The sequence below is a fragment of the Pseudomonas sp. Pseusp16 genome, assembly GCF_047324915.1.
Taxonomy (GTDB): Bacteria; Pseudomonadota; Gammaproteobacteria; order Pseudomonadales; family Pseudomonadaceae; genus Aquipseudomonas; species Aquipseudomonas fluorescens_CD.
Map to the genome: position 1 here is coordinate 6,693,190 of NZ_CP168522.1, position 14,292 is coordinate 6,707,481.

Consider the following 14,292-nt stretch of genomic DNA (forward strand, 5'->3'; position numbering starts at 1 on the left):
AATTTTATACGACTTTATTTATATTTAAGCTTGAGTATGGTGATTGCTTGCACACTTTTCATAGTGGCGCGCTTATGCGGAGCACCCATCAATTCACCTAAAACAAGGTGAAGCTAATTAAAGAATAATTCAAGGATATGACAATGCGTAAATTGAAGGTTGGTATCGTTGGTTCTGGTGGGATTGGCCTTGCTTATGCTGCGTGGATTTCGCACCAGGGGCACGAGGTCGCCATATGGTCACCCCGTGGGAGCAATACTAATGAGTTGCAGAATGGGATCTTGAAATCTACTGGGATCTTGGAAGAGACACTCTCCATAAGCTGCGCCAACAACGCGCAAGCACTTGTAGAGGATGCAGATATTATTTTTATTGCTGTTCCGGTTAACGGTCATCGCACGGTAATGGACGCATTGCTGCCGCACCTTATGTCAGGTCAACAGATCATTGTTAGCTCGATGGCCTCACTTTCATCACTATATCTGTATGAACGGGCATGTTTACGAGGTATTAATATATCTGTTGCCAGTTTTGGCACCACCGCGCTCACAGCGCGTCGTAAGAGTCCGAACCATGTTCATATCATGACTAAACGACCCTCTTTGGGGGTTTCTTGCCTCCCCCGTTCTAATTCGCAAATTGCGCTTGTTGTCTGCGAGACACTTTTTGGGAGCGAGTTCACCGTAGACGAAAACCCGCTGTACTCCACGCTCACAAATACGAATGCCGTTTCACATTCACCGCTCGCGATATTTAATTGGACAAGAATTGAACGGGGCGAGGATTGGCCTCAATATCACTTCATGACGCCTCATGTAGCAGCAGTTATTGAAAAGCTGGACGCTGAGAGATTGGCAGTGGCCTCAGCTTTTGGGTGGAACTTGCGAAACATCAAGCAAAAGTATTCTAAATCATTCAACGTCGAAGGTGATCGCCTAGCTGATATGGCAGCGGAGCTGCATAAAAAGCGTGGCGGACCACCTGGTCCGGTGGATGTAAAAACACGCTTTCTATCGGAGGATGTTCCGTTCGGACTGGTATTCACCCTTGCTCTTGGTCGTATGGTGGATGTTTCAATGCCTGCAACAGAAGCTACGATTGCGATGGCGGGTTTTATTGTGGGTGAAAACTTTATTGAAACCAACGACCTGATTGATTCGTTACGCCTCCCTTCGGAAACGACAGAAGGGTTATTAAGGCGTGTGAATATCGACTGATGGTTGTTTTTTGTGAATTCACCTCGCCATGGGAGAGGTGAGTTCACAAGGTAAGCCAAGAGGTGTTTCGCACAGTTAAAATTCCGTATCGAATTAGGGTGCTACATGCAAGCCAATATTCTGACCAATATGAATGTTAAGTCAAAACTCGTTATCGGCTTCACATTTGTCATAGCGCTGACGGTGCTTATCGCACTTACAGGCTGGACTGGAATTAAAAACTTAAGTCAAAGGAGTGAAAGAATTGCAGATATTGGAAAGCTTGGTACCCTGACACGAGACATGCTGATAGGTCGTTTATCCTATACTGTTAATTATGATTCTGAACATGCGGCGAGCTGGCTAAGGACCATAGGAGATCTCGAAAATCACTTGGAACAAGTACGTTCAGTCCTTCATTCCGACTTGGACACTCCGCATTTAGAAGCGGTTGCATCAGCCTTGCAGCAATCTCGAGGCTACTACAATAATATTGTCCGCTCCACTGACGTGATGGTTGCAAGTCGCTCAGCAGCCGGTCAGCAGGCTGACATAGCGGCAGACGAGTTGAATGAGCTAGATGACTTTGCAAACTCAACAGAGGGAAATATCGCTCAGCGCGCAGCAACTGCACAGGCGCTAAGCCTGTTTCAGAAGATGCGATTCGATGTGCGTGGATATACCTATACTCTTAAAACTGAGGCAAAAAAAAAGGCAAGCTCTTCAATCTCTACAGCTATCAACTACTTGAGCGATTTGGAGGGGTTTGGGGCACAGGCAAATACGGTTAAGCGTCTTAAAGACGCATTAACTGCATACCAAGATGCAATTGTAAAGTTTGGCATGGCACAAGTTGCAGTTGAGGAGGCGCAAGCAGGTATCGCAACGAACATCACTAGCGTGCTTTCGTCCACTGATCAGCTAATAGATAACCAAGTAGCACTGCGCATTAATGACGTTGAACAGGCGAAAAAATGGCTTATCATATGGCTAGTTGCCGCTCTTATTGTCAGTGCTTTAACTGCAGGGATTATTACACGCTTAATAGTTGCACCACTCATTGAAACTTTGAGGCTGGCGGAGCAGGTAGCCAAAGGTGACTTAACGTACGATCAAACAACGATACGCCAAGATGAGCTTGGTCTGCTACAAACCAGCATGTATCAGATGACGGTTAACTTGCGGGGGCTTGTAGTTGGTTTGCGTGATGGTGTGATTCAGATAGCGAGCGCTGCTGAACAGCTTTCAGCTGTTACTGAGGAAACAAGAGCTGGAGTGAATAGTCAAAAAATCGAAACAGACCAGGTGGCTACCGCCATGCACGAAATGGCTGCGACGGTACAAGAAGTTGCAAAAAACGCTGAACAAGCCTCCCAGGCGGCGATAAGTGCTTCGCAAGAGGCTCGGGATGGCGATGGCGTTATTTCAAAAGCGATAGTACAAATCGAAATGCTGGCGACCGAGGTTGGTCACTCTAAAATTGCCATGGATGATCTGAAGACCCAGAGTAACAAAATTGGTGGCGTGCTGGACGTGATCAAGGCAGTGGCAGAGCAAACCAACTTATTAGCACTCAATGCTGCGATTGAAGCCGCGCGAGCTGGCGAAGCAGGACGCGGTTTTGCTGTAGTGGCTGACGAGGTAAGGAGTCTCGCGCAACGTACCCAAATATCGACGGAGGAAATCGCAACACTGATAAGCGGTTTGCACAGTCGAACAGCACAGGTAGCAGCAGTCCTCGAGAACAGCCGTGCATTGAGTGACAATAGTGTGGAGCTAACCCGGGATGCTGGCTCTGCAATTATCAGAATCAGCCGTTCGATCTCAACCATCGAGTTGATGAATCACCAAATTGCATCGGCCGCAGAACAGCAGAGTGCAGTGACAGAAGAAATCAATCGGAGCATTCTGAATGTTCGGGATATTTCAGAGCAAACCGCTTCGGCTAGCGAGGAAACTGCATCATCTAGCATTGAGCTCGCTCGCTTAGGTGGTCAACTGCAAGACATGGTAAGTAAATTTTCCGTTTAGTTCTGCTTGCAGTCCGTGGGGCTAGCAACCGAACACCTGCCCCCATTCACGAGTTGTCAGTTCGTGGCATACGGTTGGTGATCCACCGAAGCAGCGCTGCGATACTGTCTCCATATTGACCTCCGTGGCGTAGCTGATGGCAATTCCATTTTCGTTTAGCAGCACACCACCGGCGCCTCTCAACAGTGCATGCCCAGCAACAACATCATGTGCTGAAACAGCGTAAAGCGAAACGCCGCACACACCGTCGCCAGCGGCTACTCTAGCCAGTCTGTATGCGATGGATGGCATTGCATGAAAACTCCCTGGAGCACACATCTCTCGATTGAGGTCCGGTTTATTTAGAGCCGCAGCGCTGACCATTATAGTGCTATCGCTCGACAGCTTTTTATCAGCAAGGCAGTAGCTTACTGGTTGACCATTGCGAATCAGATGGGGCATGCCTTCCGCCCACCCGATGCAGTCTGGTGGCCCCTCAGGAGTTACGGGGGCAAAAACAATCCCGAGTACTGGGATGGTTCTATGCAGTAGCCCCACTGATATTGCAGATCCCTTCAAGCCGTTCAGAAAGTCACTCGTTCCGTCGTTAGGGTCCACAACCCAACACCAAGCATTCCCCGTGAGGATGTGTCCCGTCTCTTCACCCCAAAAATCGCAGCAAAGCAGGCTAAGGAGTTCAGGCCTCAAAATATTTTCAATTTCTACGTCAATCGCAGCCTTATCTCCCTGGCCTCGAGGTCCATCCGGACGCCCCCACTCTTCGGATAGCAAAACGCCTGCTCGTTGAACAATTTCGGATGCTCTGGTGAGAAGCGCTATTAGATCTGGACTGGTCATGACGCTCTATAAAAAATGATCGTTTAAGGAATGCCTCCAAGCTAGCAGCGATCTATTGTAAGTAGCGACGCGCGACCTTAGACGAGACAGTTCACCACATAAATTAGGGCCGCGCATGGCATTTGACTAGGCGTTTACACTCGATTCGACTATTCCTCTGCAGTGGGCCAATCACAGGCCCGATCACGCTGCAACCACCACCAACGACGTTACGGGCGCTTGATGATCCCGGCTGCACTGATGGCGGCGGCTGCCGTCCCAAATGGTAGAGGATGATCTGTCGCCATGAGTGTCTTTGAGGCCAATCAACCCTGGTCACCAGCAGTACTCCGTGGTGTAGTCAATCACTGAGGCGCCCTAGCGAAGCTGAAAGCGATCGTTGGTCAGGGCGCACTTAAAACGTAGACACAATCTTGTTATGATACAGCCAAGTCAGATATAGTTCGCCTTATCTCTTTTTCGAGTTTTAAGCGTCTAGATAAGATGTGAAGTGTCTGGGCTAATGCATGTTGTTTGTCATGGGTTTTTTGTTTTTTGTTTTTGCGTTAACTAGCTGTCTTAATTCATTGCAAGAATGTGGATGTTTTAGGTGGGCTATTTTTTCATTGGGAATATTTATAAATTTCTAAATTATTGGTCGGAACTTGAAGCCATGATGATAGATGAAAGTACAGCTCAATTAAATAAGGCGGCAGAGCTTCGTCGTAAAAAGCTGCGTGGTAATGTCGGAAAGGCTGTTGTAGATTACGCGATGATCGACGACGGCGATAAAGTTATGGTGTGCGTAAGTGGTGGCAAAGATTCATTTGTAATGCTGGATGCGCTGCTACACCTCCAGCGCGTTGCGCAAATAAAATTTAGCGTTGTAGCTGTAAATCTTGATCAGAAGCAACCTGGGTTTCCTGAGCATATTTTGCCTGAGTTTTTTGAGAGTAAAGGGATTGATTATTATATAATTGACAAAGATACTTATTCAGTCGTCAAGCAAAAAATTCCTGAAGGTAAAACAACCTGCTCTCTTTGTTCAAGACTCAGAAGGGGTACGCTTTATAGTTTTGCCGAGGAAATAGGGGCTACTAAATTGGCGCTTGGACATCATATGGATGATATGGTTGAGACCTTATTTCTCAACATGTTTTTCCAAGCGCAGATGAAAGGGATGCCGCCTAAACTTCTCAGTGATGATAAGAGGAATATCGTTATTCGGCCGCTCGCCTATTGCCGAGAAAAAGATGTAGCGAAAGTCGCTGCTGATAGTGCGTATCCGATCATTCCATGTAATCTCTGCGGCTCACAAGAGAATCTCCAAAGGAAAAAAATTAAATCGATGATTGCGGAGTGGGACTCGGTAAATCCCGGGTGCGTGGAAAATATTTTTCACAGCTTACAAAGCGTAAACCCTTCCCAGATGGCCGATCGCAGTCTGTTCGACTTCGTAAATCTGTCTATTGACAGATCGGAAGACCGGCCGCCCTACAAGTTTGAAGACGCAACGGTTTCTTCTTCCCGCGTTGAAAACTGGATAGATGTCGTCCAGGTTTTGTAAAGGTTCAACGTCTTTTTTTGTGAGGAAAGGGAGGTTCTGGAGCTCGCGAAACCATGAAATTTACATTATCGACTTTTTTTGTAAAGAATGTTATTCGTAAAAGCGTAGTAAAATTATAGGGTTACGAGCATGAGTGTACTGTTTACTAGGAAATCCTTGAGCTATAAGGGAAGGACAGCTACACCATGCTCGATGTGCTGATGCACTTGCAGAAGGTTGCGCCGATCAAGTTCGAGATCGTGGCCGTGAACATGGACCAGAAGCAGCCGGGCTTCCCGGAGCACGTGCTGCCGGCCTACCTGAAAGAACTGGGGATCGAGTACCACATCGTCGAGAAGGACACTTACTCGGTGGTCAAGGAACTGATTCCGGAAGGCAAGACCACTTGCTCGCTGTGCTCGCGCCTGCGTCGCGGCACGCTCTACACCTTTGCCGATGAAATCGGCGCGACCAAGATGGCCCTCGGTCACCATCGTGACGACATCGTCGAAACGTTCTTCCTGAACATGTTCTTCAACGGTTCGCTCAAGGCCATGCCACCGAAGCTGCGCGCCGACGATGGCCGTAACGTGGTGATCCGCCCGCTGGCCTACTGCAACGAAAAAGACATCCAGGCCTACTCGGACTTCAAGCAATTCCCGATCATTCCGTGCAACCTCTGCGGCTCCCAGGAAAACCTGCAGCGTCAGGTGGTCAAGGAAATGCTGCAGGACTGGGAGCGCAAGACCCCGGGCCGCACCGAGAGCATTTTCCGCAGCCTGCAGAACGTGATCCCGTCGCAACTGGCGGATCGCAACCTGTTCGACTTCACCAGCCTCAAGATCGACGAGTCCGCGGCTTCGCGCTTCGTCAACGTGGTCAACCTCTGATTGAAACTGTGGGAGCGGGCTTGCTCGCGAAAGCGTAACGTCAGTCGATACATTGGTTGAATGACACACCGCTTTCGCGAGCAAGCCCGCTCCCACATTGGTTTTTCGTTTTACTCCTCAGGAGAGGGCATGCGCGACTACAAGTGGCTGAACGAATACTGCCTGAACCGCTTCGGTTCGGCGGCTGAACTGGAAGCCCATCTGCCCGTTCCCAAGACTCCCGAGCAACTGCGCAAGATCAGCGACGATCGCTACCTCTCGATGATGGCGCTACGGGTATTCCGCGCCGGGCTCAAGCACAGCCTGGTGGATGCCAAGTGGCCGGCCTTCGAAGAAGTGTTCTTCAGGTTCGATCCGGAAAAAGTCGTGCTGATGAGTGCCGAGCACCTGGAGCGACTGATGCAGGACACGCGGATCATCCGTCACCTGGGCAAGCTCAAGAGTGTGCCGCGCAATGCGCAGTTCATTCTGGACGTGGCCCATGAAAAGGGCAGCTTCGGCACGCTGATCGCCGACTGGCCGGTGACCGATATCGTCGGGCTCTGGAGCTTCCTGAAAAAACGCGGACATCAATTGGGCGGGCTGTCGGCCCCGCGCTTCTTGCGGATGATCGGCAAGGACACCTTTGTACCGAGCTATGACGTAGTGGCGGCATTGAATGCGCAAGACATCATCGACAAGGTGCCGAGCAGTCTGCGCGACCTGGCTTTGGTGCAGGACGTGTTCAACCAGTGGCATGAGGAAAGTGGCGGACGGCCGATGAGCCAGATTTCGATGATGCTGGCTTACACCGTCAATCATTGAAACCGAGTCGCCTCATTCGCGAGCAAGCCCGCTCCCACATTTGAAATGCGATCAAATGTGGGAGCGGGCTTGCTCGCGAAGGCGTCAGGTCAGGCGATGGAGATTTCGCCCTCGCCAGCCAGCTTGCGATTCAACTGATACCGCCAGCGCACATACAGCAGCGCCGAGCAAAACACCGCCAGGCTCGCGCCCATCTCCAGCAAACCGAAGATCTGCCGGTTCGGGTCATAGGCAGCCAATGCGCCCTTGATGAAATACAGGTTCACCACAAAGCACATCCACGAATGCCCGCGTGGGTTGCCGAGGATCATCCCTGGCGCCAGGATCAGCAGCGGCACCAGTTCGATCAACAGAATCACCCAAGGCCGGGCGCCGTGCAGATCGGCTACAAGCAGGTAGTAGATGCACAGCAGGCCCACCAGACCGAAAAAACACAACAGACTGATCACGCGCATGGCCCGGACACGGGGTTCAAGCCATTCAATGGCGGGCAGGATCTTCGGCTTCTTGGCCACCCTCAGCCCTCCAGTTTCTGTGCGGTCTTCGCCAGGCGCATGCCCAGCGCGCGGCACAGCGCCACTTCATGGGCATCCAGACCGCTTTTGCCATCGGCACCGGCGTGGTGGCTGGCGCCGTACGGCGTGCCCCCGCCCTGGGTTTCCAGCAGTGCCGATTCGCTGTACGGCAGGCCGGTGATCAGCATGCCGTGGTGTAACAACGGCAGCATCATCGACAGCAGGGTCGTCTCCTGTCCGCCGTGCAGGCTCGCCGTGGAGGTGAACACACCCGCTGGTTTGCCCACCAGCGCGCCGGTCAGCCACAGGTTACTGGTGCCGTCGAGGAAGTATTTGAGCGGTGCTGCCATGTTGCCGAAGCGGGTCGGGCTGCCGAGTGCCAGGCCGGCGCAGTTCTTCAGGTCGTCGAGGCTGGCATAAAGCGCACCTTCGTCGGGAATCTCCGGCGAAACGGCTTCGCACTCGGTGGAAATCGCCGGCACCGTGCGCAGGCGGGCTTCAAGCCCGGCCTGTTCGACGCCACGGGCAATCTGCCGGGCCATCTCGTTGGTCGAGCCGCTGCGGCTGTAGTACAGAACCAGAATGTAGGGCGCACTCATGGCAACAGTTCCAGGATCTGCTCCGGCGGGCGGCCGATGATGGCCTTGTCACCGACTTCGAGAATCGGTCGCTCCATCAGTTTCGGGTGGGCGGCGATGGCGGCGATCAATTGCGCTTCGCTCAGGTTGCTGTTGGCCAGGTCGAGGGTTTTGTACTCGTCCTCGCCGGTGCGCAGCAATTGCCGGGCGCTGATCCCGAGTTTGCCCAGCAGGCGCTGGATTTGCGCTGCGTCCAGCGGAGTGTCCAGGTAACGGACCACGGTCGGAGTCAGGCCACGGGCTTCAAGCAGTTCGAGCGCACCGCGGGATTTCGAGCAGCGCGGGTTGTGATAAAGCGTCAGATCGGTCATGAGCGGGTCGCATCTTGCGTAAGGTGGCGGCTATTCTAACTGTGCGGCGCGCAATCCAGAACCGTGAGAGGCGATGGGTCGCAGGCGCATTCAATTTTTGACAAGGAACACGACATGACAAGGCGACTGGCAGCAGCATTGGCGATCATCGGAGCGTTGATGCTGGGGGGCTGCGGTAATGACTATGGCATCGACCAGGACGGCCACAAGATCGCCGCCAACCGGTTGGACGGCAAATGGCTGGTACTTAACTACTGGGCAGAATGGTGCGGGCCTTGCCGTACCGAGATCCCGGAATTGAACACCCTGGCCGAGCAGCTCAAGGACAGGAAAATCGGTGTGTTCGGGGTCAACTTCGACAACGTCCAGGGGCAGGAATTGAAGGGCGCGAGCGAGAAACTGGGGATCAGGTTCACGGTGCTGGCCCAGGACCCTTCCGAACTGTTCGAGCTGCCACGCAGCGAGGCGTTGCCAGTGACGTACATCATCGATAACAAGGGCAAGGTGCGCGAGCAGTTGATGGGTGAACAGACGGCGGCGGGGGTGATGGCGAAGCTTGAGGCGTTGCAGGCGAAGAATTGACCCTGCAGGAGCCGGCAAGCCGGCTCCTGCAGGTTTACGATCAACCCTCCTCGAGCCACCAACGCAGCGGCTTGCCTTCGGCTGGCCAGAAGCGGATCTGCTCGATCGGGGAGACGTCCCAGCGCTGGACGTTTTCCAGGGCCGAGAGGAAGCGTTTTTCCTGCTCCATCAGCGCCGGCGCGCACAGTTTGCGGGTGCTGCCGATTTTGCCGAAGGTCAGTTTGTCGCCATCAAGGGTGTACGGCGCAAACCAGTGGTTGCAGCCGCCATTGCCGTAGGCCCGGCCGTCTTCGCCGAGGGTGATGGTCAGGTGGCTGTAGTCCATCAACGGCCGCTCGCCGATCCACTCCAGGATGTAGCTGTGGTTCTGTTGCAATTGCACCGGCTCGGCGGCGCAGCCCAGCAGGCTGGCGCCGACCGTAGCGGTCAGAGCAAGGCGTTTCATCACGCAGGCTCCTGGCATTTCGGGCACAGGTGTTTCTCGCCAACGGTGGTCCAGCCCAGCTCGGCAATCCGCGCGGTGGCGGCAGGCTTTTCAGCCTTGTTGCCCAGTTTGGCATCGACGGCGAACTCGAAGCTCAGCTCTTTGGCACAGCTGTCACAGTTCACCTGCCAGGTGTGGATCGCCAGTTCGCCGAACACCGGGCCACTGGCCACCGCGACCCATTGGCCGGGCGGATTGATCAGATGGCGAACCGTTTCGACGGTCAGGCGCATGGACAAATCCTTGGCGCCCTTGAGGGTCACGACCAGCACGTCGTTGTTGCGAATCGAGCCACCGTTGCCGGTGACCTGATAACGCCCCGGCACCAGGGCGCGGCATTCGGTGAGGGTGTGTTGCGGGTTCATCAGGCTGTAGCGGAAATCGTGTTCGACCATGGGTCCTCCAAATATGCGCGATATGCTAGCACGGGCTTGCACGCCGCATCGCGCAGGCAAATGACCTTCGATCCGTTTCAGTCTCCCGTCACCTGATTTTCCGCTGTGCCCGCCGTCCAGGCTGCAATATTGCGCAACGTGGTGGCGGCAATCGCGTCCAGCGCTTCGCGGGTCAGAAAGGCCTGGTGCGCGGTGACGATCACGTTGGGGAAGGTCAGCAGCCGTGCCAGCACATCGTCTTGCAGCGGCAGGTCGGAGCGGTCCTCGAAGAACAGTTGCGCCTCTTCCTCATACACGTCCAGTCCCAGGTAACCCAGGCGACCGTCTTTCAGCGCGTCGATCAGCGCGGGGGTGTCCACCAGGCCACCACGCCCGGTATTGATCAGCATCGCGCCCGGTTGCATGTGCGCCAGTGATTCGCGGTTGATCAAGTGCTTGCTCTGCTCGTTGAGCGGGCAGTGCAGGCTGATGATCTGCGATTCGGCCAACAGTTGCGGCAGGCTCAGGTAGCGCGCGCCGAGGGCTTCGACCTGCGGGTTGGGGTAGGGGTCACAGGCCAGTATCTGGCAGCCAAACCCGTTCATGATCTTTGCGAAGGTGGCACCAATCTGCCCGGTGCCGACCACGCCGACAGTCTTGCCCACCAGGTCGAAACCGGTCAGCCCCTGCAGTCTGAAATCCCCTTCGCGGGTGCGGTTGTAGGCGCGGTGCAGACGCCGGTTGAGCGCGAGGATCAGCGCCACCGCGTGTTCGGCTACGGCGTGGGGCGAATAGGCCGGGACGCGCACGATGGCCAGCCCCAGACGCTTTGCCGTCGGCAGGTCGACGTGGTTGTACCCGGCCGAGCGCAAGGCGATCAGGCGTGTGCCTCCCGCCGCCAGGCGTTCGAGCACCGCCGCGCCGAGGTCATCATTGATGAACGCGCAGACCGCTTCATACCCCTGAGCGAGCGCCACTGTGTCGAGGCTCAGGCGTGCAGGCTGAAAGTGCAGCTCGATGCCGGCCGGTTGCCCGGCCGCGAGAAAACTGTCGCGGTCGTAGTTCTGGCTGCTGAAAAGAATCGTACGCATGCGGTGCTCCTTGAGGGTGGCCTGCACGATTGAGCAAGCCGGCATTCGGCAGTCGTCAGATTAGCTCGCCGGCAGACCCGCGCGATTGCGCTGCATCAAGCATTCATGCGCGCCTGGGCTGCCAGGCGATTGATCGCCCGGTCGAGCTCATCCAGTGCAATGCTGGCTTTCGGGTCCTGTTGCTTGAGCAGGGTTTCGCTGCGTTGGCAGGCCGCACGCAATTGCGGTACGCCGCAGTAACGCGTCGCGCCATGCAGGCGATGGACTCGTTCGATCAGGGCGTTGTGGTCATTGCTTTGCTGAGCAAAACGGATGGCTTCGCGGTCAGCCTCCAGGGATGCCAGCAGCATCGCCAGCATGTCTGCAGCCAGATCAGCCTTGCCGGCGGCCAGGCGCAATCCTTCCTCGTGGTCGAGCACCAACAGGTCGTGGGCGCCGCCATGCCCATCGCCGGAGCGCTCCGGGCTGTGATTGCGCAGCGCCAGGCCGCTCCACTTCAGCACCACCTGTGCCAATTGCCGCTCGCTGATCGGTTTGGTCAGGTAGTCGTCCATGCCGCTTTGCAGCAGCGCGCGTTTTTCGTTGGCCATGGCGTGGGCGGTGAGGGCCACGATCGGCAGCGGCGTGCAATGCCGTTGGCTTTCCCACTGACGGATCGCCTCGGTGCTCTGGCGGCCGTCCATGCCAGGCATCTGCACGTCCATCAACACCAGGTCGAATGTCTCGTTCTGTACAGCCTTGACGGCGGCATAACCACTTTCCACCGCGAGTACCTTGGCGCCCATGTCTTCGAGCAGGGTCTGCACCAGCATCAGGTTGGCCGGGTTGTCGTCGACGCATAGCACCTTCGGGGCACGGCTGGATACCGGTTCGCCCGGTTCACTGCGCATCGGGCGCGGGCTGACCAGGTCAGACAGGGAGCGTCGCAGCTTGCGGGTGCAGGCCGGTTTCGCCTGGAGCTGGCTGTGGGGGTTGGGTACGGAAAGATGGAACAGCGTCTGTTCCGTGGTCGGGCACAGCACCAGCACTTTGCAGCCAAGATGTTCGAGGTCCCAGATGTGCTGGTTGAGGCGCTCCGGCGGCATGTCGTTGCTGGTGATGCCGAGCACGGCGAGGTCGATCGCCTGATCGGTCTGGTGGGCGGCGGTGACGCCATTGGTCAGGCTTTCCAGGGTATTGAACGACGTGGTGCTGAGGCCGCAGTCTTCCAGTTGATGCTGCAACGCCTGCCGCGCCAGCTCGTGGTTTTCCAGCACCGCCACCCGACGCCCGAGCAAGGGCGCGGCGGGCAGGTCTTCGGCATCGTCGCGGGTTTTTGGCAGGCTCAGGCTGATCCAGAATTCCGACCCTTCCCCCGGCGTGCTGTCGACGCCGATCTCGCCGCCCATCTGTTCGATCAGGCGCTTGGAAATCACCAGGCCCAGGCCAGTGCCACCAGGTTGTCGCGACAGCGAGTTGTCGGCCTGGCTAAAGGCCTGGAACAGGGCGCGCACGTCCTGGTTCGACAGACCGATGCCGGTATCCTGAATGCTGATGCGCAACTGCACGGTGTCTTCGTGCTCTTCTTCAAGCATGGCACGGGCGACGATGGTGCCTTCGCGGGTGAACTTGATCGCGTTGCTCACCAGGTTCGTCAGGATCTGCTTGAGCCGCAACGGGTCGCCCACCAGTGACAGCGGCGTGTCCCGGTACACCAGGCTCACCAGTTCCAGCTGCTTGGCGTGGGCGGCCGGAGCGAGGATGGTCAGGGTGTCCTGCAGCAGGTCGCGCAGGTTGAACGGAATATGGTCGAGCACCAGCTTGCCGGCCTCGATTTTCGAGAAGTCGAGAATCTCGTTGATGATGCCCAGCAGGCTGTCGGCGGATTTTTCGATGGTGCCCAGGTAGTCGAGCTGACGCGGGGTAAGCTCGCTTTTTTGCAACAGGTGGGTGAAGCCGAGGATGCCGTTGAGCGGGGTGCGGATTTCATGACTCATGTTGGCCAGGAATTCGGACTTGATCCGGCTCGCTTCCAGGGCTTCCTTGCGCGCCAGGTCCAGCTCGATGTTCTGGATCTCGATGGTTTCCAGGTTCTGGCGCACATCTTCGGTGGCCTGGTCGATGCTGTGCTGCAATTCTTCCTGGGCGTTCTGCAGGGTGCCTGCCATGCGGTTGATACCGGAAGCCAGCTCGTCCAGCTCCTGACTGCCGAGGGGCGGCAAGCGGGTTTCCAGATGACCGTCCTTGAGTTGGGCCACGGCCTGCTTGATCTGACTCAGTGGCCGATTGATCGTGCGGCCCATGCGCACGGCCAGCAGTGCCGCACCTATCAGTCCCGCACTGATCAACATCAGGCTGGCGAACAGGCTGCGGTAACCGCGCAACAGCATACCGTTATGGGACAGTTCAAGTTCGACCCAGCCCAGCAGGCGGTCGGCTTCTTCGGGAATCAGGTCCCCGGCCAGGTTGCGGTGTTTGCCGAAGACCGGCAGCAGATAGCGGGTCGCATCGTTGCCACTGCGGCGCAGCATCTGCGTGCCAGTGCCGGAGGGCAACTGATTGAGCATGGACGGGCCGGCGTGGGCCAGCAGCGTGCGATCGGGCGCCAGGAAGGTCACGGCCCGTACGTCGGTTTGTTCCAGGGCCTGGGTGGCGATGCGTTCGAGCAGTTCGTTGTCCTGATGGCCCATCGCGGGTGCGGCCAGTGGCGCCAACTGCTCGGCGATCATTTCGCCGCGCTGCATGAGTTGGGTTTGCAGGTCAGCCTGTTGCATCCAGGTAAAATACCCCCCCAGCACCAACGCCATGAGGCTGGTTGGCAACAGGGTCAGCAACAGCACGCGGCCTTTGATTCCCAGTTTCTTGAGCACGCATCTCTCCTGCATCCCGCTATTTATGGACCGGCACATGCATCCGCCATGCACCACTTGCGCAGTGTAGCGATTTGCTCGCGGTCAATCCTCGTAAAAATGGTGCGGTCATTCGTCGGCCCGCGCGACTCATTGGTGATGCGGACAAACCGTGGGTTGCCCCTG

13 protein-coding genes and 2 pseudogenes are annotated in these 14,292 nt (G+C 55.9%); 7 read left to right on the forward strand and 8 right to left on the reverse strand.

The genetic code is table 11. The annotated features are described in order from the left end of the window. Positions 1-143: 143 nt before the first annotated feature. From ACEN8Q_RS30390 to ACEN8Q_RS30400, 3 genes and pseudogenes are all read left to right on the forward strand, one after another. The gene (locus tag ACEN8Q_RS30390) at positions 144-1,217 is read left to right on the forward strand and encodes an NAD/NADP octopine/nopaline dehydrogenase family protein (RefSeq protein ID WP_413704182.1); all 1,074 of its coding nucleotides are present in this window, start codon (positions 144-146) and stop codon (positions 1,215-1,217) included. A gap of 129 nt (positions 1,218-1,346) precedes the next feature. Beyond that, positions 1,347-2,369 (forward strand): annotated as a pseudogene (locus ACEN8Q_RS30395) (methyl-accepting chemotaxis protein); the annotation flags it as partial. A gap of 144 nt (positions 2,370-2,513) precedes the next feature. Then, the gene (locus ACEN8Q_RS30400) at positions 2,514-3,227 is read left to right on the forward strand and encodes a methyl-accepting chemotaxis protein (protein WP_413705526.1); all 714 of its coding nucleotides are present in this window, start codon (positions 2,514-2,516) and stop codon (positions 3,225-3,227) included. A gap of 21 nt (positions 3,228-3,248) precedes the next feature. On the opposite strand, the gene ACEN8Q_RS30405 is transcribed toward ACEN8Q_RS30400, so the two are convergent. After that, a complete protein-coding gene (locus ACEN8Q_RS30405; RefSeq protein ID WP_236530453.1) occupies positions 3,249-4,064 on the reverse strand; it encodes an inositol monophosphatase family protein in 816 nt (271 codons plus the stop codon). A gap of 652 nt (positions 4,065-4,716) precedes the next feature. Between ACEN8Q_RS30405 and ttcA (ACEN8Q_RS30410) the strand changes: the two genes are divergently transcribed. From ttcA (ACEN8Q_RS30410) to ACEN8Q_RS30420, 3 genes and pseudogenes are all read left to right on the forward strand, one after another. Beyond that, positions 4,717-5,610 (forward strand): tRNA 2-thiocytidine(32) synthetase TtcA, encoded by an 894-nt coding sequence (gene ttcA, locus ACEN8Q_RS30410; protein WP_413705527.1) that lies wholly within the window; start codon positions 4,717-4,719, stop codon positions 5,608-5,610. Positions 5,611-5,777: 167 nt separating this feature from the next. Next, positions 5,778-6,479: pseudogene (ttcA, locus tag ACEN8Q_RS30415) on the forward strand (tRNA 2-thiocytidine(32) synthetase TtcA); the annotation flags it as partial. 129 nt (positions 6,480-6,608) lie between these two features. Continuing rightward, positions 6,609-7,283, forward strand: a complete 675-nt coding sequence (locus ACEN8Q_RS30420) for a DNA-3-methyladenine glycosylase I (RefSeq protein WP_413704183.1) — start codon at positions 6,609-6,611, stop codon at positions 7,281-7,283. Positions 7,284-7,372: 89 nt separating this feature from the next. Here the strand turns inward: ACEN8Q_RS30420 and ACEN8Q_RS30425 are convergent, their stop codons facing one another. From ACEN8Q_RS30425 to arsC, 3 genes are read right to left on the reverse strand one after another with little or no spacing between them, the layout of a single operon-like run. Then, entirely contained in the window at positions 7,373-7,798 is a 426-nt protein-coding gene (locus ACEN8Q_RS30425; protein WP_413427739.1) for a DUF2069 domain-containing protein, read from the reverse strand. Positions 7,799-7,800: 2 nt separating this feature from the next. Then, positions 7,801-8,397, reverse strand: a complete 597-nt coding sequence (gene wrbA, locus ACEN8Q_RS30430; RefSeq protein WP_008016513.1) for an NAD(P)H:quinone oxidoreductase — start codon at positions 8,395-8,397, stop codon at positions 7,801-7,803. Then, positions 8,394-8,747 carry an arsenate reductase (glutaredoxin) gene (gene arsC, locus ACEN8Q_RS30435; RefSeq protein WP_413427740.1) on the reverse strand — a complete coding sequence of 118 codons (354 nt, stop codon included), beginning with the start codon at positions 8,745-8,747 and terminating at the stop codon, positions 8,394-8,396. The genes wrbA and arsC overlap by 4 nt, the downstream gene beginning before the upstream one ends. A gap of 114 nt (positions 8,748-8,861) precedes the next feature. On the opposite strand from arsC, the gene ACEN8Q_RS30440 reads away from it, so the two are divergent. Next, positions 8,862-9,329 carry a TlpA disulfide reductase family protein gene (locus ACEN8Q_RS30440; protein ID WP_413427741.1) on the forward strand — a complete coding sequence of 156 codons (468 nt, stop codon included), beginning with the start codon at positions 8,862-8,864 and terminating at the stop codon, positions 9,327-9,329. Between the two features lie 40 nt (positions 9,330-9,369). On the opposite strand, the gene ACEN8Q_RS30445 is transcribed toward ACEN8Q_RS30440, so the two are convergent. The 4 genes from ACEN8Q_RS30445 to ACEN8Q_RS30460 all read right to left on the reverse strand — a co-directional run bounded on the left by ACEN8Q_RS30445 (position 9,370) and on the right by ACEN8Q_RS30460 (position 14,127). Beyond that, positions 9,370-9,774, reverse strand: coding sequence for an META domain-containing protein (locus ACEN8Q_RS30445; RefSeq protein WP_413427742.1), 405 nt, complete (start codon positions 9,772-9,774; stop codon positions 9,370-9,372). Next, a complete protein-coding gene (locus ACEN8Q_RS30450) occupies positions 9,774-10,208 on the reverse strand; it encodes a hypothetical protein (RefSeq protein ID WP_007988765.1) in 435 nt (144 codons plus the stop codon). The genes ACEN8Q_RS30445 and ACEN8Q_RS30450 overlap by 1 nt, the downstream gene beginning before the upstream one ends. 77 nt (positions 10,209-10,285) lie before the next feature. Further along, a complete protein-coding gene (locus ACEN8Q_RS30455; RefSeq protein WP_413427743.1) occupies positions 10,286-11,278 on the reverse strand; it encodes a 2-hydroxyacid dehydrogenase in 993 nt (330 codons plus the stop codon). A 95-nt stretch (positions 11,279-11,373) separates the two neighbouring features. Further along, entirely contained in the window at positions 11,374-14,127 is a 2,754-nt protein-coding gene (locus ACEN8Q_RS30460; protein ID WP_413427744.1) for a response regulator, read from the reverse strand. Positions 14,128-14,292: the final 165 nt, after the last annotated feature.